This is a genomic window from Alphaproteobacteria bacterium HT1-32 (assembly GCA_009649675.1).
In the GTDB taxonomy this organism is placed as follows: Bacteria; Pseudomonadota; Alphaproteobacteria; order Rhodospirillales; family HT1-32; genus HT1-32.
Genome location: WJPL01000001.1, coordinates 1,257,472 through 1,277,802, shown reverse-complemented (window position 1 = coordinate 1,277,802; position 20,331 = coordinate 1,257,472). Strand labels below are relative to the sequence as shown.

15 protein-coding genes are annotated in these 20,331 nt (G+C 59.6%); 7 read left to right on the top strand and 8 right to left on the bottom strand.

Features of this window, described 5'->3' with window-relative positions:
* Nucleotides 1–72 precede the first annotated feature (72 nt).
* Nucleotides 73–1,665 (bottom strand): gamma-glutamyltransferase, encoded by a 1,593-nt coding sequence (locus tag GH722_06050; protein MRG71320.1) that lies wholly within the window; start codon nt 1,663–1,665, stop codon nt 73–75.
* Between the two features lie 199 nt (nt 1,666–1,864).
* Between GH722_06050 and GH722_06045 the strand changes: the two genes are divergently transcribed.
* Entirely contained in the window at nt 1,865–2,968 is a 1,104-nt protein-coding gene (locus GH722_06045; protein ID MRG71319.1) for a pyridoxal phosphate-dependent aminotransferase, read from the top strand.
* A 66-nt stretch (nt 2,969–3,034) separates the two neighbouring features.
* Here GH722_06045 and GH722_06040 read toward each other — a convergent pair whose 3' ends face one another.
* The 3 genes from GH722_06040 to GH722_06030 form a co-directional block, all read right to left on the bottom strand.
* Nucleotides 3,035–4,639, bottom strand: coding sequence for a phosphoenolpyruvate carboxykinase (locus GH722_06040; protein MRG71318.1), 1,605 nt, complete (start codon nt 4,637–4,639; stop codon nt 3,035–3,037).
* Nucleotides 4,640–4,817: 178 nt separating this feature from the next.
* Nucleotides 4,818–5,543, bottom strand: a complete 726-nt coding sequence (locus GH722_06035) for a DUF2470 domain-containing protein (GenBank protein ID MRG71317.1) — start codon at nt 5,541–5,543, stop codon at nt 4,818–4,820.
* 69 nt (nt 5,544–5,612) lie between these two features.
* Nucleotides 5,613–6,104, bottom strand: a complete 492-nt coding sequence (locus GH722_06030; protein ID MRG71316.1) for a heme-binding protein — start codon at nt 6,102–6,104, stop codon at nt 5,613–5,615.
* Between the two features lie 179 nt (nt 6,105–6,283).
* On the opposite strand from GH722_06030, the gene GH722_06025 reads away from it, so the two are divergent.
* The 6 genes from GH722_06025 to GH722_06000 all read left to right on the top strand — a co-directional run bounded on the left by GH722_06025 (nt 6,284) and on the right by GH722_06000 (nt 14,690).
* Nucleotides 6,284–8,278 carry a TRAP transporter fused permease subunit gene (locus GH722_06025; protein MRG71315.1) on the top strand — a complete coding sequence of 665 codons (1,995 nt, stop codon included), beginning with the start codon at nt 6,284–6,286 and terminating at the stop codon, nt 8,276–8,278.
* Nucleotides 8,278–9,240, top strand: a complete 963-nt coding sequence (locus GH722_06020; protein MRG71314.1) for a TAXI family TRAP transporter solute-binding subunit — start codon at nt 8,278–8,280, stop codon at nt 9,238–9,240. The genes GH722_06025 and GH722_06020 overlap by 1 nt, the downstream gene beginning before the upstream one ends.
* Nucleotides 9,241–9,433: 193 nt before the next feature.
* On the top strand, nt 9,434–10,135 hold the full coding sequence (locus tag GH722_06015; GenBank protein ID MRG71313.1) for a response regulator: 702 nt from the start codon (nt 9,434–9,436) through the stop codon (nt 10,133–10,135).
* A gap of 88 nt (nt 10,136–10,223) precedes the next feature.
* Entirely contained in the window at nt 10,224–11,912 is a 1,689-nt protein-coding gene (locus GH722_06010; GenBank protein MRG71312.1) for a HAMP domain-containing protein, read from the top strand.
* Nucleotides 11,913–11,956: 44 nt separating this feature from the next.
* On the top strand, nt 11,957–13,873 hold the full coding sequence (locus GH722_06005; GenBank protein MRG71311.1) for a sensor histidine kinase: 1,917 nt from the start codon (nt 11,957–11,959) through the stop codon (nt 13,871–13,873).
* Between the two features lie 46 nt (nt 13,874–13,919).
* A complete protein-coding gene (locus GH722_06000) occupies nt 13,920–14,690 on the top strand; it encodes an FCD domain-containing protein (protein ID MRG71310.1) in 771 nt (256 codons plus the stop codon).
* 15 nt (nt 14,691–14,705) lie between these two features.
* Here the strand turns inward: GH722_06000 and GH722_05995 are convergent, their stop codons facing one another.
* From GH722_05995 to GH722_05980, 4 genes are all read right to left on the bottom strand, one after another.
* The gene (locus tag GH722_05995; protein ID MRG71309.1) at nt 14,706–18,116 is read right to left on the bottom strand and encodes an acyl-[ACP]--phospholipid O-acyltransferase; all 3,411 of its coding nucleotides are present in this window, start codon (nt 18,114–18,116) and stop codon (nt 14,706–14,708) included.
* Nucleotides 18,116–18,730, bottom strand: coding sequence for a TetR family transcriptional regulator (locus tag GH722_05990; protein MRG71308.1), 615 nt, complete (start codon nt 18,728–18,730; stop codon nt 18,116–18,118). Before GH722_05990 ends, GH722_05995 begins: the two co-directional genes overlap by 1 nt.
* Nucleotides 18,731–18,852: 122 nt before the next feature.
* On the bottom strand, nt 18,853–19,476 hold the full coding sequence (locus GH722_05985) for an ABC transporter substrate-binding protein (GenBank protein ID MRG71307.1): 624 nt from the start codon (nt 19,474–19,476) through the stop codon (nt 18,853–18,855).
* 3 nt (nt 19,477–19,479) lie between these two features.
* Complete coding sequence (locus GH722_05980; GenBank protein ID MRG71306.1) at nt 19,480–20,304, bottom strand: VacJ family lipoprotein; 825 nt, start codon at nt 20,302–20,304, stop codon at nt 19,480–19,482.
* Nucleotides 20,305–20,331 lie beyond the last annotated feature (27 nt).

Genomic DNA, 20,331 nt, shown 5'->3' with positions numbered 1-20,331 from the left:
CTCTTCCCACTATGGCCCGAATCTGTCCGGAATATGCCAGCATGTTCCAAATCAGGCAACAAGATTACAGCCTCACCAGGCCGCGACGGTACCATCTGACCGCGGATCGGATGCCCCTTCGATGAGTCCGTTCGGATGCCGGACAAGTGCACCGGCATGTCCCATGACTTCGTCGAACGGCCCGACCATCTCCACGTCATGCCCGGCAGCCCGCAGGGCATTTACCAGATCAGGGTCGAACCGGTCTTCCAGTCGCAGGCTCGTCACGTCACTGCCCCAGGTTTTGCCGAGCAGCCAGCGCGGTGCGGTCACCGCCTGCTGAAGATCCTGTCCGAACATGACATGACGGGCATAGATCATGGCCTGTGTCTGGGGCTGCCCTTCACCGCCCATGGTGCCATAGGGCATGACCCGGCCATCGGAAAGACGGGCCAGTGCGGGCTGGATGGTATGGAACGGACGGCGGTGCGGCTTCAGGCAGTTATGATGTGCCGGATCAAGCGAGAAACTGGTCCCGCGATTCTGCCAGGTGATGCCGGATTGCGGCAACACGACGCCGGAGCCGAACTCCCAGTAGATGCTCTGGATCATGCTGACTGCATTGCCGCTGGCATCAACAGCGCCGAGCCAGACTGTATCCCCGGCATTGTTCGCCTCGGGCCAGGGGGCAGCCCGTTTCGGATCTATGCCGGCGGCCATCCGGTCCAGTCGCTCACCGGTCAGAAAAGCTGTTGCCGCTTCCGCCATATAGGCGGGGTCTGTGACATGCCGGTCGCGTATCCGGAAGGCAGCCTTGGTTGATTCCACCAGCCCATGGACAAAATCAAAGCTTTCTGCCGTGGAGACGCCAAGCCGGTCAAAGACTCCGAGCAGCAGCAATGAGGCCAGCCCCTGTGTCGGCGGGGGCATGTTGAACAGGCGCTGGCCGGCAACCTCCAGCGCCAGTGGTGTGACATCCAGCGCCTGATGGCGCTCTAAGTCTGCCAGAGTCAGCGGGCTGCCGGCGCCGATCAGATCGGCGGCGATGCTGCGGGCCAGGTCGCCGCGATAGAAGTCATCAAGCCCGGCCTGTGCCAGATGTGCCAGTGTGTCCGCGATACGCGGCTGGAGCAGCCTGTCTGCCAGCTGTACGGGCCTGCCCTCCGGACAATATTGTCCGGTAAAGCCCGGAGATGCGGCGAGCTGGTCAAACTTGCCGGCGGCGTTGTCGGCAAGGGTACGTGTTACCGCAACGCCGCCACGGGCGAGGGCGATGGCTTCCTCCAGCAGATGCGACAAAGGAATTTTACCACCAAGCCTGCTGCGGCTGTAGGCATAGGCCCGTTGCCAGCCGGAAACCGCGCCACCGACGGTAAGGGCGGCCAGTGGCCCGCGTGACGGGATGCTGTCATGCTCAAGGGCGCGGTAGAAATCGATGCTGGCCTGTCCGGCAGCAGCCCCGCAGGCGTCGATACCGACCGGGTCTTCGCCATCGGGAGCAATCAGCCAGAAATTGTCGCCGCCGAGATTGTTCATATGCGGATAGGTGACGGAAATGACCGCTGCCGTTGCGATCATCGCCTCGACGGCATTGCCACCGTCTTCCAGTATACGCAGCCCGGCGCGTGCGGCCTGATGATGTGGTGCAACAACGGCTCCGCGCCAGGAACGGACAGTTTCAAGCATCGGCGGGTTTCCTCAATATCGGGTCGGGACAAGTCATGGCAGGCAGTCTGCCAGACCGGGTAAGAACAGGCACCCAACATTATCGTCATGCGATCCGGTGCAGGCTGAAGGTTCCGGCAGATGCCTGTCATCTCCGCCCTTGCCAGACCGGCATATTCGGTGGCAAGAAATCAGCCGCCATCGTGAACGGGGAACTGATATGACCAAGGCGCCTTTCGCACTGAATGCCCGCAACCAGAGTCTGCCTGCGGCGGTTCCCTTTGTCGGGCCGGAGACGCTGGAACGCAGTCTGGGGAAACCGTTCCGGCTGCGGCTGGGGGCCAATGAAAGCAGTTTCGGCATGTCCCCGAAAGCTGTTGCCGTCATGCAGGCGGAGGCTGCCCGGGCAAGCTGGTATGCGGATCCGGAAAACTTTGATCTGCGCCAGGCACTGTCGGCACAGTTCGGTGTGGCAATAGATGAAATTACCGTCGGGGCGGGGATTGACTGCCTGCTGGGCTGTATCGTGCGGATGACGGTCGAGGCGGGTGAACCCGTCGTGTCTTCCCTCGGCGCCTACCCGACGTTCAATTACCATGTTGCGGGATATGGCGCGGAACTGGTTACGGTGCCCTATCGGGACGACCGCGAGGACCCGGTTGCGCTGGCAGCGAAGGTGCGTGAGACAGGAGCCCGTCTGGTCTATTTCGCCAATCCCGACAACCCCATGGGGACCTGGCATGATGCGGCGGCGGTTCAGGCTTTCATTGATGCCCTGCCGGTCACAACCCTGCTGGTGCTGGACGAGGCCTATATTGAATTTGGCCCTGCCGGTCTGGCCCCGGCGATTGATACGGATCGCCCGAATGTGCTGCGCATGCGGACCTTCTCAAAGGCGCATGGCATGGCCGGTTGCCGGGTTGGTTATGCCATCGGTCATGCCGGGCTGATTACCGGCATCAACAAGATCCGCAATCATTTTGAAATGAACCGGCTGTCGCAGGTCGGCGCGCTGGCCTCCCTGAAGGACCCCGCCTTTCTGGCAGATGTGGCGGCAGAAGTAGAGACCGGACGTCAGGAATATTATCGCCTTGCCGAACAGCACGGACTGACAGCCCTGCCATCGGCCACCAATTTTGTTGCCATTGATGTCGGCGGGGGTGAGCGTGCGCGTGCCATTCTGGCCGCACTTCAGGACCGGGGCGTTTTTATTCGTATGCCCGGTGTCGCTCCGCTGAACCGCTGTATCCGGGTCAGTGTGGGAACGGCGGAAGAGCGGGCACAGTTCGCAGAGGCTTTTGCTGACGTGCTGAACAGCCTCTGACGGCACCCTGAATCAAAAAGGGGCGCCGTTTCCGGCACCCCTTTCCAGGTCTTCTAAATGTGATTTTTACGCAGCGACGCGGATGGCCGCGGCGTTGACGCTGTCATCAACCGACGTTTCGAACTGTTTGAAGTTCTCTTCAAAACGGCTGACCACATCCTTCGCGGCGGCTTCATAGGCTGCCTTGTCCGGCCAGGTCTGTTTCGGGTCGAGCACTTCTGACGGAACGCCGGGGCAGGAGGTCGGGACCAGCACACCGAAATGCGGGTCCGGACGGCTTTCCTGACTGGCCAGCGTGCCGTCGAGGGCTGCATTCACCATCGCCCGGGTATAGGCGATCTTCATGCGGGAGCCGACGCCATAGCCGCCACCGGACCAGCCGGTATTCACCAGCCAGCACTTCACGTCATTTTCTTCCATCAGCTTGCCGAGCAGACCGGCATAGACGGTCGGATGGCGGGGCATGAAGGGGGCACCGAAACAGGTCGAGAAAGTGGCCTGCGGTTCGGTAACGCCGATTTCCGTTCCGGCAACGCGGGCGGTATAGCCCGACAGGAAATGATACATCGCCTGATCCGGGGTCAGCTGGCTGATCGGAGGCAGCACACCGAAGGCATCTGCGGTCAGCATGATGATATTCTTCGGCTGGCCGCCGCGACCGGTTTCGCTGGCGTTCGGAATGAAGTCGATGGGATAGCTGGCGCGGGTATTTTCCGCCTTCGTGTTGTCCGTGAAATCAACCTGACGGGTGATCGGATCATAGACGACATTTTCCAGCACGGTGCCGAACATCGATGTGGTGGCATAGATTTCCGGCTCTGCTTCCGGGCTCAGGTCGATGACCTTGGCGTAGCAGCCGCCTTCAAAGTTGAACACACCATCGGCACCCCAGCCATGCTCGTCATCCCCGATCAGGGTGCGTGATGCATCGGCGGACAGGGTGGTTTTGCCGGTTCCCGACAGGCCGAAGAAAATGGCGGTGTCGCCTTCCGGGCTGATATTGGCCGAACAGTGCATCGGCAGAACCTTGCGGGCCGGCAGCAGGTAGTTCTGGATCGAGAAAGCTGATTTCTTGATTTCCCCGGCATAACGGGTGCCGCCGATCAGAACGATCTTCTCGGCAAAGTTCACGACAATGAAGGTGCCGGAATTGGTGCCGTCGGTTTCGGGATCAGCCAGCAGGGTCGGTGCCTGCAGAATGGTGAACTGCGGATCGAAGTCCTTCAGTTCGTCCTGTGTCGGCTGCAGGAACATGTTGCGGGCAAACAGATTATGCCAGGCGGTTTCCGTAACAACGCGAACACCAAGACGGAAAGTCGGGTCGGCCCCGACAAAGCTGTCCTGCACGAAAACATCGCGGCCGGCATAATGAGCCAGAACCTTGGCTTTCAGCTTCTGGTAGTTCTCATCAGAGATCGGCTTGTTGACGTCTCCCCACCAGATGTCGGCTGAGGAGGACGGCTCATCAACGATGAACTTGTCCTTGGCGGAACGGCCGGTATGTGAGCCGGTTTCCGTGATGAAGGCGCCACCCTTTCCGAGATGGCCTTCACGACGCGCCAGCGCCTCTTCAATCAGAGCCTCTGTTCCGAGGTTCCAGAATTCTGCAGTTGTATCGCTGATCCCGACCGCATTAAGGCCGATCCGGCTGACAGTGCCAGTCTGTGTCACCTTGACTTCTCCCGATGGTCTTTTCCCGTTTCCCGCAGCTGACGCCCGATAGTTGGGGCTGAACGTCAGCAGGGCCGGGGACTTTAACCATGCCTTTCAGGCACGGCAACCGTGCCACCGGCAGAATTACAGGGAAAAGTCATGAATCTGACAAAAAACAGGCCGGTCAGGCCGGGGGTCAGCCGCGGGCGCGGCGTACAAGCTCTATCAGGGTCTTTCGTGCATCCGCTGGCGTATGCAATGGGCTGTCAAAATTCAGCCGCGCAACCCGGTCGCGAAGCCGCAGATCAATACCCTCCGGATCGATTCCGAACATCTCCCAGTGCTTGCCGCGCAACCCGAGCAGACTGTTCGCGTAGAGGGCGACGGCATCCTGATGGTCTGTGTTCATGTGGGTGACGATATCTGCCTCTGCCTCCCGGAAGGCATCGGCGACAGATTTGTCAGGTATTCCCAGCCGGCGGCCCGGGATCCAGTTCGCGGCAGCAAACCCGCCGACATAATGAACCCGGTCGATGCTCAGCCGGTAAAAGCTGAAATCACCGAAACCGGCATAAAGGGCTGCCCGGGGATGGCGGGCGATAAAACGCTGCGCAGATCCCGGATCATCTGTCGGTTCGGCAATCGCCAGCACAGTCACTCTGGGTCCCTGCTGCGGATTGGCAAAGCCGTCCGTTTCCTCATACAGCAGTGACAGGCGCGGGTCGGCCTGCAGGGCACGGGTATGGTCGGACAGGGTCGACAGCAGCAGGATGGGTGAGAGGTCCTGATCATGCGCGACCGTGACCAGCGATGCATAGGGCCAGCCGTCATTGGTGGGCAGCGAGGTCGCGATGGTGGCTTTGATCGCGCCACGCATCAGCTGACGGGAATGGGTCGGGGGGTCGGGGCGTTCATCGGTCATGTTGCGGATGTTGCCCCGGATTTACCCGGATGCAAGCCCGGCGTTGGCCGGGGCTTGCGGCTTATACGGTCAGAGCCCGGCAGACTTCCAGTTTTCTGCGGGGCTGTCGGGATGAGCCCGCAGGCCCGCTGCCTGAATACCGGCGATGGCCGCATATTCATCACGGTCCGAGGCATCACCGCTGATGCCGACCGCGCCAATGGCTTTACCGTCAGCGTTGAGGATCAGCACACCACCGGGCACCGCAATGAACTGGCCGCCTGTCGCTGCGGCAATGGCGCCCTGAAATGCCGGGCGGTCTTTCAGCCGGTCACGGAGTTCCCGGCTTGAAACACCCATGCCGAGAGCCCCATGCGCCTTGCCCAGCGCGACTGCCGAGCGGGCGGTGCCGCAGCCATCTTCCCGTTTCAGAGCCACAATATTGCCACCGGAATCCAGCACGGCAATTGTCAGCGGCAGCAGATCAGCCTCACGGGCCGCTGCGCGCGCACCGTCCAGTATGTTCTCGGCTTCCTGAAGCGTCAGGCTGGAGACAATATCTACCAGAAAATATCCACTCATGCTCAGAGGCTCCTGTCATTTGGCATGTGATTCGGCCGTGATCGGGACAACAGCCTACCGGTCGTCCCCTGATCAGCCCACCGATTATATATCGACGAATAAAACATTGGACCAGATAATATCGATATTATAGGGTTATGTAATAATAATCGATAAAATATCGTTGGGCCAGGAAACAGATGAGATCGAATGACCACCCGGGCAGAGCTATTTCCGATGGTGAAGCGGAGACACTGACGCCCGTCAGATGGCCCGTTCTGTCTGCAGTGGCAAAGATTCTGACCGGGACGATGGTGCTGCTCAGTCTGCTCTGGGCCTTGCAGATCGCGCCGGAAGTGGGGCTTGAGATATCCCGCGAACAGTTTCTGTCTGCGGTGCTTGGCTGTGCGCTGGCGGCTGCCTTTTTTCAGGCGGCGGCACAAAATGACAGTGGGCTCCGGATGGCGCTGCTGTCTGTCATTGGCCTTGCTGCCGTGGTGCTGCTGTTTCTGATCAGCTTTGGCTACCCGAAATACCAGATGAGCTTTGCCTTCCGCACCGTCGAGATGCAGGCCATCAGTATCGTGGTGACCTCGGTGGTCATGATTGCCCTCTGGCGGCTGACCGGGATGATGATGTTCATCGTTGTCTCTTCCTTCATGCTTTACGCGCTGATCGGACATCTGGCGCCGTCTCCCCTGACCGGGATTGAAACCAGCCTGCAGGACCTGCTGCTCTATCTCACCTTTGATCCGAACGCGATGCTGGGGACACCTCTGGCGGTTGTGGCCGAGATCGTCATTCTGTTTGTCTTTTTCGGCGGTGTTCTGGTCGCCAGCGGCTGCGGCGAATTTTTCATCGAACTTGCCAGCGCCTGCCTGGGCCGTCAGGTCGGCGGACCGGCGAAGATTGCAGTGATCGCCTCTGCCCTGTTCGGGTCTGTTTCCGGCAGTGCTGTCTCCAACGTGGTGACGACCGGGGTTATCACCATTCCCCTGATGCGTCGTTCCGGCTACAGCCCGGAGGATGCGGGCGGAATCGAATCCGTGGCCTCTACAGGTGGTCAGCTGATGCCGCCGATCATGGGTGCAGCGGCATTCCTGATGGCGACCTTTCTGGAAGTGCCATATGCGGATGTGGCGCTGGCGGCCCTGCTTCCGGCAGCTTTCTATTTCATCGCAGCGTTCATGCAGGTTGATCTGCTGGCCCGCCGCGACCGTTTGCGCCCGATGGACAGCCAGCCGCGCCCGGTCGGCACCATCCTGCGGGAGGGCTGGCATTTCATCGGGGCCTTTGCGGTTCTGCTGGGGTCGCTGTTCATTCTGCGCATTCCGACGGAGGTCTCGGCGATCTACGGCACGATCGCGATTGCGGTCCCGGCCCTGTTCAAATCCTATCGGGGACAACGCCTGACCCTGCGGGGTTTTGTCGACTGTATCTCGGCTGCGGGCAAAACCGTCGTTGACCTGGTTGTCATTGTGGCCTGTGCCGGTTTCATCATTGGCATTCTGAACATCACGGCCGGCGGGTTCGCCGTTACCATGGCTCTGGCCGAACTGGGTGAAGGACAGATTGCCCTGCTGCTGCTCATGGCGGCACTGGTCAGCATCGTGCTGGGTATGGGCATGCCGACAACCGGCGTCTATGTGCTGCTGGCAGCACTGGTGGCACCGGCGCTGGTGGCCGCCGGTATCCAGCCGATGGCGGCGCATCTGTTCATTCTGTATTTCGGCATGATGTCGATGATTACCCCGCCCATTGCGCTGGCGGCGTTCGCGGCCTCGACAATCTCCGGGTCTGACCCTGTCCGTACCGGGTTCAGTGCCATGCGTTTTGGCTGGATCGCCTATGTGGTGCCAATCGTCTTTGTCGGAAATCCGGCCCTGCTGGGTGACGGCACAGCGACTGAAATCATCATGGTCTGCGCCAGCCTGATCGTCGCTGTGCTGCTTATCGGCAGCGCGCTGGCGGGCTATTTCGTACAGAACTTCTCCCCCGCCCTCCGGATGATCTGGGGTGTGGCTGGTCTGGGGGTCGCCCTCGCTGCAGCCGGGGTGGCTGGTGAGGATCATCTGATGACCGGACAACTGCTGGCCTGCGTTGTGGGCCTGACGGTCATTGCTGTCGAACTGCTTCTGTTCTTCCGCTCAGGCGGCAGGGCCAAACTATATCATAACTGGATGAGGAATCGATAATGTCAGTCAGAAACACAGTCCTGGCAGCTTTTGCCGGGGTCATCGCACTGGGCGGTCAGGCTTTCGGTCAGACCGTTACAATTGGCACCAATCCGCAGGGTGCGCTGTTCTATTCGATGGGTTCTGCCATTGCCAAGGTGGTCAGCGAGAAGACCGGGAAACAATATCGCGTGGCACCGTTTGCAGGGTCGTCCACCTTTATCCCGATGATCAATCAGGGCCGGCTGGACTTCGGTCTGGCAAATGGTGGTGAAGCCGCTTTCGCTCATAAGGGTGAGGGTGTGTTTGACGGTCTTGCCAACCCGAACATTCGTATGGTTGGTGTTGCGTTCCCGACGCAGACTTCCTTTGCGGTTGCTGCCGGTTCACCCTTCAAGTCACTGGCCGACCTGAAAGGTGCGAAGATCGCCAGCGGCTATGCCTCGGGCCGGATTTTCCATTATTATACGGATGCGGCACTGGCCAGCGGTGGTCTGACGCAGGACGATTTCAAGAAAGTCCCGATGCCGAATTTTGTCTCCGCGATCAACGCCTTGTCACAGGGCAAGATTGATGCGGCGCTGATCCCGATGAATGTCGGTGTCGGCAAAAAGGCCATGGCGGAAATGTCCGGTGGCTGGCGCTATCTGTCGCTGGGTGATGAAGCGGGTGCGGCGGAGGCTGTCTCGAAAGCCCTGCCGTCGGGCCGCATTGTTGCCAAATCCCCGTCGAAGGCACTGACCGGGGTCGTTGATGACCCGACCCGTATGATCGAGGTCGACTTTTTCGTCATCGTTGGTGCGCATGTGTCCGAGGATACGGTCTATGAGCTGACCAAGGTGATGTACGAAAACAAGCCGGACCTTGCCGCCGCTTTCGGCGCGTTCAATCGTTTTGCGCCGAAGTCCATGCATGAAGCCAACCCGGTTCCCTACCATCCGGGTGCTCTGAAATTCTATAAGGAAGTCGGTCTGGTGAAGTAGCCGGACAGCAGATAACAGCTTCTGTCCCGAACTGTAGCGGGGCGTGGTTTTCCCACCGCGCCCCGTTCTTTTTTATCTGAAACGGCCAGTTTCAGCCGGAATTCTCCGAATAACCCCATGGTTGCTTTATTTCAGCCATATTGCGGGGCGACAGACTATACTCATATGAAGGGCCTGTTCAGGAGGATTTCCCATGGCGCATACAGTTGCACTTGTCGATGACGATCAGAATATTGTCGCTTCCGTGTCGATGGCACTCGAAGCCGAAGGTTTCAAGGTGGACACCTATGCAGATGGTGAGGAAGCGCTGGCCGGTCTGATGCGCAAGCCGCCGGAGCTGGCGGTCCTTGATATCAAGATGCCGCGGATGGATGGCATGGAGCTGCTTGGCAAGCTGAAGCAGAATTCCTCCCTGCCGGTTATTTTCCTGACCTCGAAAGATGATGAGATTGATGAACTGCTCGGCCTGCGTATGGGGGCTGACGACTATATCAAGAAGCCGTTCTCCCAGCGCCTGCTGATCGAGCGTATCCGGGCGGTAATCCGTCGTTATGAAACGCAAAGCGTCGCTGATGCGGAGGAAAGCTCGAAGAACGTCATCCGTCGTGACGGGCTGATGATGGATCCGGGTCGTCATCTCTGCACCTGGAACGGTGAGCAGATCGATCTTACGGTAACCGAATTTCTGATTCTGCAGGCGCTGGCCCGCCGGCCCGGTCACGTCAAGAACCGTGACCAGCTGATCGATGCGGCCTATGGCGAACATATCTATGTTGATGACCGGACCATCGACAGTCATATCAAGCGGCTGCGGAAGAAGTTCCGGGTGGTGGATGACGAGTTCGGCCAGATTGAAACCCTGTACGGGGTCGGGTATCGCTACAAGGACAATTGACGCGACGGAATAGTCACGTCGCCGGGGAAGGGGCAGTTGTTTGAGCGGACTGGAACGAACGGAATCGGGACGAGGGAAGGTGCGGCGTATGCCGTCCCTTGGTCGTAACCGTTCGGCTGAACCGTCGCTTGCCGCCAAACCGGAAGACCGGCTCTACAGCTCCCGCTTCAAGTCACGCCCGCGTGGTCCCGGGCGGCGGGGTGCCTTTTCGCCTCTGACCCGGCGTATTCTCTATGTGAATGCGGTAGCCCTTTGCCTGCTGGCGGCGGGCCTGCTCTATCTGGATGAATATCGCGACAGCCTGATTGCCTCGGAAACCGAGGCATTGCGGGTGCAGGGCGAACTGTTTGCTGCCGCCCTTGGTGAAGGTGCTGTCACCACGGATGCCGCCGCCGTCCAGGAATTCCGCTCTGATATTGTCAGCGGCATGGTGCGGCGTCTGGTGCAGACGACGAAAACCCGTGCACGCCTGTTTGCAACCAATGGTGCGCTGATCGCCGACAGTCAGGATCTGCTGCGGTCGGGCCGGCTGGTGGTCATTGAGGATCTGCCGCCGCCGGAACGGGAATCCGTGCTCGAACTGACCTTGCGGTTTTTCTATCACATCATCGCCATGCTGGTGCCGGATGAAAAACAGCTGCCGGTCTTCGTCGACCGGGGGGATGTCAGTCTGGATGACTTCGCGGAGGCAGAACGTGCCCTGCGGGGAGAACCGGCCGAGGCACTCCGTCAGACTCCGGCAGGCCAGCTGGTGATCAGTGTCGGTGTGCCGGTCCAGCGCTACAAGAAGGTGCTGGGTGTGCTGGTACTGACCAAGGGCGGGGCCGAGATCGAGCATAATCTGTTCGAGGTGCGGACCACCATCCTGCAGGTATTTGCCGGTGCCTTCGGTATCACGGTGCTGCTGTCGATCTATCTCGCCAGCACCATTGCCCGCCCGATCAAACGCCTGTCATCCGTTGCCGAGGCCGTGCGCCGCCAGCAGGGCGGGCGAATGGAAATACCCGACCTGACCGCGCGGGGTGATGAAATCGGCGATCTGTCCGGTGCCCTGAAAGACATGACCGAGGCGCTCTGGCTGCGGATGGATGCGATCGAGAGTTTCGCCGCCGATGTGGCGCACGAGATCAAGAATCCGCTGACCAGCCTGCGCAGTGCCGTCGAAACGGCGGCACGGGTGAAAGATCCGGAACAGCAGAAACGCCTGATGTCGATCATCATGGCGGATGTGAAGCGGCTGGACCGGCTGATCAGCGATATTTCCGATGCCTCGCGGCTGGATGCGGAACTGTCCCGGGCGGAAAGCGAGCCGGTTGATATCGGCCGGATCCTGGAAACCCTTGTCGATGTCCATCAGTCCAGCACTGAAGACGGTGGTCAGCGTATGGTGCTGCATCTCCACAGCAACCGCCTGATGGTCTCCGGCATGGAAGGCCGGATTGTGCAGGTGCTCCGCAATCTGATCGGCAATGCCATTTCCTTCAGCCCGCCGGATGGTGTGATCGAGCTTTCCGCCCGTATGGAAGGCGGCGAGATTGTCATTCTGATCGAAGATGACGGGCCGGGCATCCCGGAAAACAAGCTGACCGGTATTTTTGACCGGTTCTATTCCGACCGCCCGGAGGGTGAGGATTTCGGGAACCATTCCGGTCTTGGCCTCAGCATTTCCCGGCAGATCGTCGAAGCTCATGGTGGCAGGATTTACGCCGAGAACCGCCGGAATGAGGAAGGGGCGACATCCGGTGCGCGTTTTGTAGTCCGCCTGCCGGCAATCTGAGAAATGCCGCATGCGTCAGGGCATAACTGCGCTATCATGATGCCATGAGCAGACGTTTCAGCCTTTTTGACTCGGTCCGTGGCAATGCGCCGGAGACTTCCCTGCCGGAAGACAGGGATAACACCGTTCCTGACGAGGCCGCACCGCAGGCCGCGCCGGACCGCGCGCCCCTGCGTCTGGCGCTGGCCGCAAACATGAATCCGGCCTGGGCGATGGACCTGACCGGACGGATGGTTGTGGAAAATGATGCCTTTGTCGCGCTTTCTCCGCAGATGGCAGAGGGCCTGCGATTGTTGTCGGCTGATCTGCTGGGGACAGATGACGAAGATATCTTTGATCTCGCTGGTGGCGAGGGAACGCTGAATCTGCTCTGGCGTTCTGATGGTGAGGTGACCGTGTTCAGTGCCCGCTTTGACCGGCCTGCACCCGAGTCTCTGCCGCAGACGGCACCAGTCATGCAGCCTGCCAGTGCCGGTGATTTATCCCCGGCCCTGCAGTTCGATGCAGTTGATCTGGCCTGGGCCCGGTATGACGAAACCACAAACCTGATCGACGCAAACCAGACATTTTGCAGCATGTTCAGTCTGGACGAGACATTTGTTGCGGCAAAACCGCGTTATTTTAAGGTTCTGGAGCATTTCCGCTCAACCCGGCAGATCGAGGAACAGGTTGATTTCAGGGCCTTCCGGGATGGCGAGCTCGCTTTGTTTCAGCCCGGTGCGGTTCCCCGGGATCAGAATTTCTATCTGCCGGATGGGCGGGTGCTGCGCCGGCTGGTGGTTGATGGCGGAGATGGCGGGCGGTGTTTCCTGTTCGAGGACCAGACCGCGCGGCTGGATCTCCAGACCTCCCTGAACGCGGTTGCTGCGGTTCAGCAGAAGACGCTGGATAACCTGTTTGAAGGGGCGGTGCTGTTCGGTGAAGACGGCCGGGTCTTGCTGACCAACGCCCGCCTGCGTGAATCCTGGCCGGATTTCGGGGCGTTACTGGAAGCCGAAGGTCTGTCGCCGCATATCGATGACTTTCTGCACAGCCTGCAGACGGGCATGGCGGATGCGGATGACCATGAAGCCCTGCGCCAGTTGTTGCTGTCCTGCCTGTCCGGACGACAGGATGGCCGCCTCCGGCTGAACTTTACAGACGGGCGTTCCTTTGATGCGCTGGCCGTGCCGTTACCGGATGGCGCGATCCTGCTGTCGTTGCTGGATGTTACCAGCGATGTGCAGATGCAGGCGGCGCTGGAAGATCGGGCAGAGGCATTCGCGGCGGCAGACCGGCTGAAGTCGGAATTCATTGCCAATGTCTCGCATGAAGTCCGGACCCCGCTGACCGCTCTGCAAGGTTTTGCAGAGGTTCTGCGCGGCGGCATGTTCGGTAAACTGCAGGGGCGTCAGGTTGATTATGTCGATGCCATTCTGCGGTCTGGCCGTGAACTGACGTCGCTGGTGGACGATATTCTTGATCTTGCGATTGTTGAGGCCGGACAGGTTGATCTGGAGATCAGCCGCGTTGATATTCACGCTCTTGTCGTTGGTGTTCTGAACCGGACCCGGGCACTGGCTGACCGGCGGCGGATTGCCCTGAACTTTGATGTCATGCCGGATATCGGCTGGCTGAAGGTGGATGAACGCCGGATGCAGCAGGCGCTGTATAATCTTGTCTGTAACGCCCTGGCACTGACGCCTCCCGGCGGTCGCGTTTCGATTACGGCCTGGCGAGATGAAGACGGCGACGGATCGCTGGTTCTGGCTGTTGGCGATACGGGACTGGGGCTGCAGGGGCGCAACCCGGAAGATCTGTTCGGCAGCTTTACCGGCCCCCGGGATGGCGCGGGCGACAGCCCTGCCACGGGTCTGGGCATGACCATTGTCCGCAAGTTCGTCGAACTGCATGGCGGCACTGTCACGGTGCGCGACCGTGAACGCCACGGGCTGATGGTCGAATGCCGTCTGCCGGCATGATGGCCGCTATGTACCTGATACTGAATCGCGTGGGACAGAAAGAAAGATGACCTCTTCAGCAGAGACCCGGCAGTCCGGTGATCGTGGCGGAACGAACCTTGAATTCGTGACCCTGAAGCTGCGTGACATGATCTTGTCCGGCGCGTTTCAGCCGGGAGAGCGGATCGCGGAAATTCCGGTTTCGGCGCAGCTGGGTGTCTCGCGGACACCGGTGCGACTGGCGCTGAACATTCTGGAACAGGAAGGCCTGCTGACCGGCGCCAGCCGTCGCGGTTTTGCGGTTCGCGCCTTCTCCATCGACGAGGTGGCGGATGCCATTGATACCCGGGGCGTGCTGGAAGGCATGGCGGCAAGGCTGGTGGCTGAAAAAGGCCTGTCCGACGCGCACCGGGAGGAACTGGAAGCCTGTATTACCGGCAGCGACGGGATTATGGAAAAAGGCTACCTGTCCTATGAGGATACGGCGGAATGGACGCAGCTGAATGTCAGCTTTCACGACATCATTGTCGAAGCCAGTGGCAATGCGGCCCTGGCCAAGGCAATCGAGACCAATGACCGGATCCCTCTGGCGTCGGCCGGTGCGCTGGCTTTCAACCTGCACGCACCGGACCTGATGCTGTCGGCGGTGCGGACCAGCCATGACGAACATGTGAAAATTCTTCAGGCCCTGATCCGTGGCGAAGGGGCCCGGGTTGAGGCCCTGATGCGGGAACATGCCTACCGCTCCCGGGAGGCCAAACGCCGGGCCTTTGATGACATGAAAGCCCGTCGGGGATTTACCGAGATTCCGGGACTGGATCTGGTGACGTCGGACTAGCCGGATATCCGGCCTTCATTTCTGCTCCTCTCCGGCGGCAATCTTGCCCAGCGAGACGTAATCCAGTTTGCCGGTGCCGAGGACAGGAAGTTCATCGCGCTGGATGATCTGCTTCGGGACCATCAGTTCGGTGCCCCCCTGCTTGCGGATGAAGTCGGAGAGGGTCTTTTTTCCGGCGCGCTTTTTCTCGGTGATCAGCACCAGCGCCTCGCCTTTTTTCGGGTCACTGATGCTGACGACGGCATGGGCGTGATCAGGCCACAGCTTCGATACATGATTCTCCACGGCGTTCAGCGAGATCATCTCACCGGCAATTTTGGCGAAGCGCTTGGCACGGCCGATGATGGTGACGAATCCGTCATCGCTGACCGTGACGATATCACCGGTATCATATTCATCCCCCGGCGGCGGTTGCAGATCACCGGGTTTGTCGGATTTCAGATAGCCGAGCATGATGTTGGGTCCGCGGACATGCAGTTTCCCGCCTTCCTCAACACCGGGGACCTCTTCCAGCCGCCAGTCTATACCGGGCAGCACGCGGCCAACCGATCCGGCACGGTGATGCATCGGCGTGTTTGCGGCGATGACCGGCGCGGTTTCTGTGGCACCATAGCCTTCAAGAATGCGGATGCCGAAGCGTTCAGACCAGGTCCGGCGTGTTTCATCCTTCACTTTTTCCGCGCCGGCGAAAACATATCGCAGGCTGTAGAAATCATAGGCATGTGCAGAACGGGCATAGCCATTGAGGAAGGTGTCGGTTCCGAACATGATCGTCGCATTGGTGTCATAGACCAGTGCCGGGACGATCCGGTAATGCAGGGGTGAGGGATAGACGAAGGTTTTGACCCCCGACAGCAGCGGCAGCAACATCCCTCCGGTCATGCCGAAGGAATGGAACAGCGGCAGGGCGTTGAACACGATGTCCGTCGGGTTGAAGTCCAGCACGGCCCCCATCTGGTAGCGGTTGGCCAGCAGGTTCCGGTGCGACAGAACAACTCCCTTGGGCGTGCCTTCCGAGCCGGATGTGAACAGGATGACAGCAGGATCGTTGGCCGCAGCCCGGCTTTTCCCGATGCCGAGACGATAGAGAGTGGAACGGATGGCGGCCTTCAGTTTCGCGGCTTTGCCGATCAGTTTTGCCAGATCTTCCAGATAGACGATGCGAACTTCTGCCTCCAGACCGGCGACGGTTTCTTCCATCTTTGCCATTTCAACAAAGCGACGGGAGGTGATGACCACATCAATTCCGGCAGCCTTGCAGCCATGCAGCATGTTGGTCAGGCCGGTCGAGAAGTTCAGCAAGGCCGGGGTCCGGCGAATAGATTGCAGGGCGAAGAAGGTGACGACCGCAGCGGAGGCATTTGGCAGCATGACACCAACAGATTTTCCCGGACCGGCCAGACGGGACAGCGGCTGGCCAAGCGCCAGCGCGGCGGTGGTCAGACGGCGGTAGCTCATGGGCCGGCGTTCTGTATCTTCCAGAATTTCGTGTTTGCCGCCATGAATCCGGCGGGCGGTCAGCAGGGCATTGAACAGATTGCTGTCGGTGTCACAGGTCTCGAAGACCATGCGCGACATCACGTCATAGAGTTTGTCTGCTGCGGCCCGCCTGCGATTCCGCCCAACCAGATCATCGGCCAGCTCAAACCTGCGAGGTTCCAGAACAACAAGACGGACCTTCGGAAACCAGCGCAACCGCATCTTGCCCTTCAGCCGTGACAGAGGCGTGTACTGGGCGCCATCGATACGGACGGGAATAACCATGGCATCGGCCTTGTCGGCGATCAGCCCCGGCCCTTCATAGACTTTCATCAGGGCGCCAGTGACGGTAATCCGGCCTTCCGGGAAGATGACGCAATGACGGTCTTTCTTTACCTCGGCAACCAGGGCCTTCATCGCCATCGGATTGGTCGGGTCCAGCGGGAAGGCATCCACCAGTGCAAGGAACGGTTTCACCCACCAGCGGCGGGCGATATGCGTGTTGATGGCAAAAACCGGATTGCCGGGCAGGAAAGTCGCCAGCAGCAGACCATCAAGGAACGAGACATGATTGACCACGATGACGGCCCGGGGGCCGGCTTTCCCGATATTGTCGAGACCGCTGGTTCGCACCCGGTAGAGTATCTTGAGGATGCCCTGCATGACGGCCCGCAGCATTTCAGCGGGCATCAGCCGGCAGACATAAAGGGCGACAACGGCATTGAGGACGGCGATACCCAGGAAGAGGTCGGTGATGCCATGCCCGGCGGCCAGTGCGGCTCCGGCCGCCAGCGCCCCGGCAACCATGAACAGGGCATTCAGAATGTTGTTGGCGGCAATCATCCGGGCCCGGTCGGCATTGCTGCTGCGGGCCTGCAGAATGGCGTAGAGCGGTACAATGAAGATACCACCGGCAATGGCGATGCCGGTCAGGTCGACCAGCAGCCGTATGCCGCCGGTGGCACGAATAAACTCTGCGGCAGAGATCAGGCCTTCGTCGGGGAGGGAGAGGCCGCGTGCTGTCAGCCAGAGATCAATAGCGAACAGCGTAATGCCGATCGCACCGAAGGGAGTCAGACGGGCGGATATCTCGCCGCGGGTCAGCCGGCTGCAGAGGGCTGATCCAATGGCGATACCGACAGAGAAGGTGGTCAGAAACAGGGTAACGACGGTTTCATCACCGCCGACAATATCGCGGGAGAATGCCGGGAACTGGGCAAGGAATGTCGCGCCGACCAGCCAGAACCAGCTGATGCCGAGGATCGACAGGAAGACAGACCGGTTACGCGCGGCCTCCCGCAGGATGCGGAAGGTCTGGCCAGCCATGTCATAGCTGACCTTCATGTCCGGGTTCTGCGCGGCTGTTGCAGGGATGGCACGGCTGGCCGCCCAGCCGGCAACGGCCAGTATCATGATGATCACGGCAAACAGGGTGAGTCCGTCATCCGTCAGGATAATCAGTCCGGCGGCAATGGTCCCGGCAAGGATCGCAAGAAAAGTTCCGGCCTCAATCAGGGCATTGCCTGCAACCAGTTCCTTCTCGGCCAGCAGCTCTGGCAGGATGGCGTATTTCGCCGGTCCGAAGAAGGCAGACTGTGTTCCCATCAGAAACAATACGGCCAGCATGATCCGTATATCACCGGAGAGGAAGGCGGCGACGCCCAGTCCCATGATCAGGATTTCAGCAAGTTTGATCCAGCCGATCAGGCTTGATTTTGATATTCTGTCAGCCAGTTGCCCGGCAAGGGCGGAGAACAGAAAAAACGGCAGGATGAACAGGGCCGCGGCAATATTGACGATCTCGCTGCCGTTCACCCCGGCTTCTCCGGCAAGCCGGAAGACCACCAGAACAAGCATGGCATTCTTGAAGAAATTATCGTTCGCCGCACCGAGGAACTGGGCGATGAACAGCGGCAGAAACCGCCGGGTGTTAAGGAGTGTCGGCATCAGCGCGTCTCCGTATCCGTGGTTGCCATGCCCTGAAGAAGGACTGTGATCAGCCTGTCGACGGTTTCCATGAGCGGAACATCACTCACAATGCCCAGTTTGCCGCTGGTCGACAACGAGCAGACACCATGCACCGCACTCCAGAGCATTCGGGCAGAAGAACGCCGGGTCTCGAAGGCATCGATGGGAAACAGGGGAGAGAGGGCGTCTTCCACCATGGCCATCATCCGGTCGATCCGGGCAACATACCAGTCCGGCAGTTCCAGACCGTCCGCAAGCCGGTGATCAAACAGGACATGCCAGAGTTCGGCATTATCGTTGATGAAGCTGACATAGGCACGACCGAGCGCCAGGATATCAGTCCGGGGATTTCCGGACAGTCCGACCTGTCGCATTTCCGCATCGAGGCGACCCAGTGTGCGGGCGTTCAGATGGATGATGAGGTCATCCTGATTGTGGAAAATGTTGTAGAGTGTACCGGCGGCATAGCCGATTCTGGCCGCGACCTTGCGGGCTGTCAGTGCGGGGAAGCCGTCTTCGCGGACAATGCTTTCGGCTGCGTCGAGCGCCATGACATAGAGTTCGTCACGGCTGTGATCAGATCTTCTTCCCATGAAGCTATCCTTAAATGAACAATGTTCAATTTAGCGATATATGATTTCCGATCAAGTAAATTCTCTCCCGGTATCCGGGGATGTCCTGGTCGCCTGGGGTTATTTGTGAAATTCCGGCGGCTTTATATGTTCGCCAGAATTTTTTTCAGGGCGTCGATAATGGTTTCAACCTTACCACCACCGCGCCGGATGACGGAGGCAAACTCCGACCGCTGGGTGACGCCCATGCTGACCCCTTCGACGACAACATCAACCACCTGGTAACTGCTGCCGGCGGGCTGGAGCTGCCAGTCGATCCGTACCGGTTCACCACCGCCCGGTGATTGAAGGACAGACCCGACCATTACGGAGCCTGAAGCGGGGTCCTGGCGTGCGCCATTCACCTGAAGCTGTTCGCCCTGATAGGCGTCAAAGCGTTTGGCGTAGGAGTGGACGATATAGTCTTCAAACAGGCGCAGATATTCGGCACGTTCTGCCTCAGTCGCCGCGCGCCAGTATCGCCCGAGGACAAACTGACCGATACCCTGAACATTAAAGCCCTGATTCAGCAGCGCCCGGAACTGTTCGATCTTCTGGGGCTGGGCAATGTTCTGGTTGGTGATGGCAATGGCCTGCCGGGCCAGGTTGTCGATGAACTGTTCAGGGCTGGCAGCTGAAGCCGGTCCGGAAAGGCTGGCGGAAACCAGCGTAACCGCCAGAGCAATCGATTTCAGTAAGGCCAGCGGGGACCGGAGGACGAGGTCCATGGCCTAGTTCTTCAACAATGTCTCGTTCCGCGGCTTGCCATCATCAAACTGGAAGGTGACGCCCGGAGCGGTGGTATTGGCGCCAGGCTGGCCGTTCAGGATTTCGTCCGCCCGACGCTGGCGATACAGGTTTCGAAGGGCAGAATAGAAGTCGAGGGAGGTTTTTTCGAGCTCATCAAGCAGTTCAAGATTACGTGACCGCTTGTCGAGCGCCGTCAGGCCCGTCCGGGTGTAATTTGCCCATTCGTAGCCGATATTGTCGAAGTAGTAGGTGAACGGATTGCTGAAGCTGTCGACAGCCAGGCCAACCGCGTCACGGATGTTGGACGGACCAAACAGCGGCAGCATCAGGAAGGGGCCTTCGCCCGCACCCCAGACGGCAAGCGTCTGGCCAAAATCTTCATCATGGCTTTTCAGGCCGAGGTCGCTGGCAACATCGAACAGGCCACCAATACCGATGGTGGTGTTGATGCAAAACCGCATCGTGGTCTGGAATGCCCGTTCCCATTCGCCCTGCAGCAGATCATTCAGGAGAATGACTGGCGAGCGAAGGTTGTCGAGAGCGTTTCGGATCCCGTCCCGGGCCGGCTCAGGAAGGACAAACCGGTAACCCTGCGCGAGTGGCTTCAGCAGGATATCATCAAAAAACAGGTTTGCTTCGAGGATGACGCGGTTCGTCGGCTCAAGCGGATCGTTGATTTCATTATATTCAGCGACGGCTTCCGGATCGTCGGCAGGCGGCGGTGTTGCACAGGCAGAAAGTGCCAGCATCGCGATAACTGCAAGGCCTTTGATCCAGCTATAATTGTTTGGAATCAACAACTTCATAGACGTGCGGCCCCGTTTCATCGCCAT

Coding starts and splice junctions, on each gene's coding strand:
- GH722_06010 (MRG71312.1), top strand. CDS start 10,224: ATGCCGTCCCTTGGTCGTAACCGTTCGGCTGAACCGTCGCTTGCCGCC.
- GH722_05980 (MRG71306.1), bottom strand. CDS start 20,304: ATGAAGTTGTTGATTCCAAACAATTATAGCTGGATCAAAGGCCTTGCA.
- GH722_06050 (MRG71320.1), bottom strand. CDS start 1,665: ATGCTTGAAACTGTCCGTTCCTGGCGCGGAGCCGTTGTTGCACCACAT.
- GH722_05985 (MRG71307.1), bottom strand. CDS start 19,476: ATGGACCTCGTCCTCCGGTCCCCGCTGGCCTTACTGAAATCGATTGCT.
- GH722_05990 (MRG71308.1), bottom strand. CDS start 18,730: ATGGGAAGAAGATCTGATCACAGCCGTGACGAACTCTATGTCATGGCG.
- GH722_06000 (MRG71310.1), top strand. CDS start 13,920: ATGACCTCTTCAGCAGAGACCCGGCAGTCCGGTGATCGTGGCGGAACG.
- GH722_06030 (MRG71316.1), bottom strand. CDS start 6,104: ATGAGTGGATATTTTCTGGTAGATATTGTCTCCAGCCTGACGCTTCAG.
- GH722_06035 (MRG71317.1), bottom strand. CDS start 5,543: ATGACCGATGAACGCCCCGACCCCCCGACCCATTCCCGTCAGCTGATG.
- GH722_06020 (MRG71314.1), top strand. CDS start 8,278: ATGTCAGTCAGAAACACAGTCCTGGCAGCTTTTGCCGGGGTCATCGCA.
- GH722_05995 (MRG71309.1), bottom strand. CDS start 18,116: ATGCCGACACTCCTTAACACCCGGCGGTTTCTGCCGCTGTTCATCGCC.
- GH722_06015 (MRG71313.1), top strand. CDS start 9,434: ATGGCGCATACAGTTGCACTTGTCGATGACGATCAGAATATTGTCGCT.
- GH722_06025 (MRG71315.1), top strand. CDS start 6,284: ATGAGATCGAATGACCACCCGGGCAGAGCTATTTCCGATGGTGAAGCG.
- GH722_06005 (MRG71311.1), top strand. CDS start 11,957: ATGAGCAGACGTTTCAGCCTTTTTGACTCGGTCCGTGGCAATGCGCCG.
- GH722_06045 (MRG71319.1), top strand. CDS start 1,865: ATGACCAAGGCGCCTTTCGCACTGAATGCCCGCAACCAGAGTCTGCCT.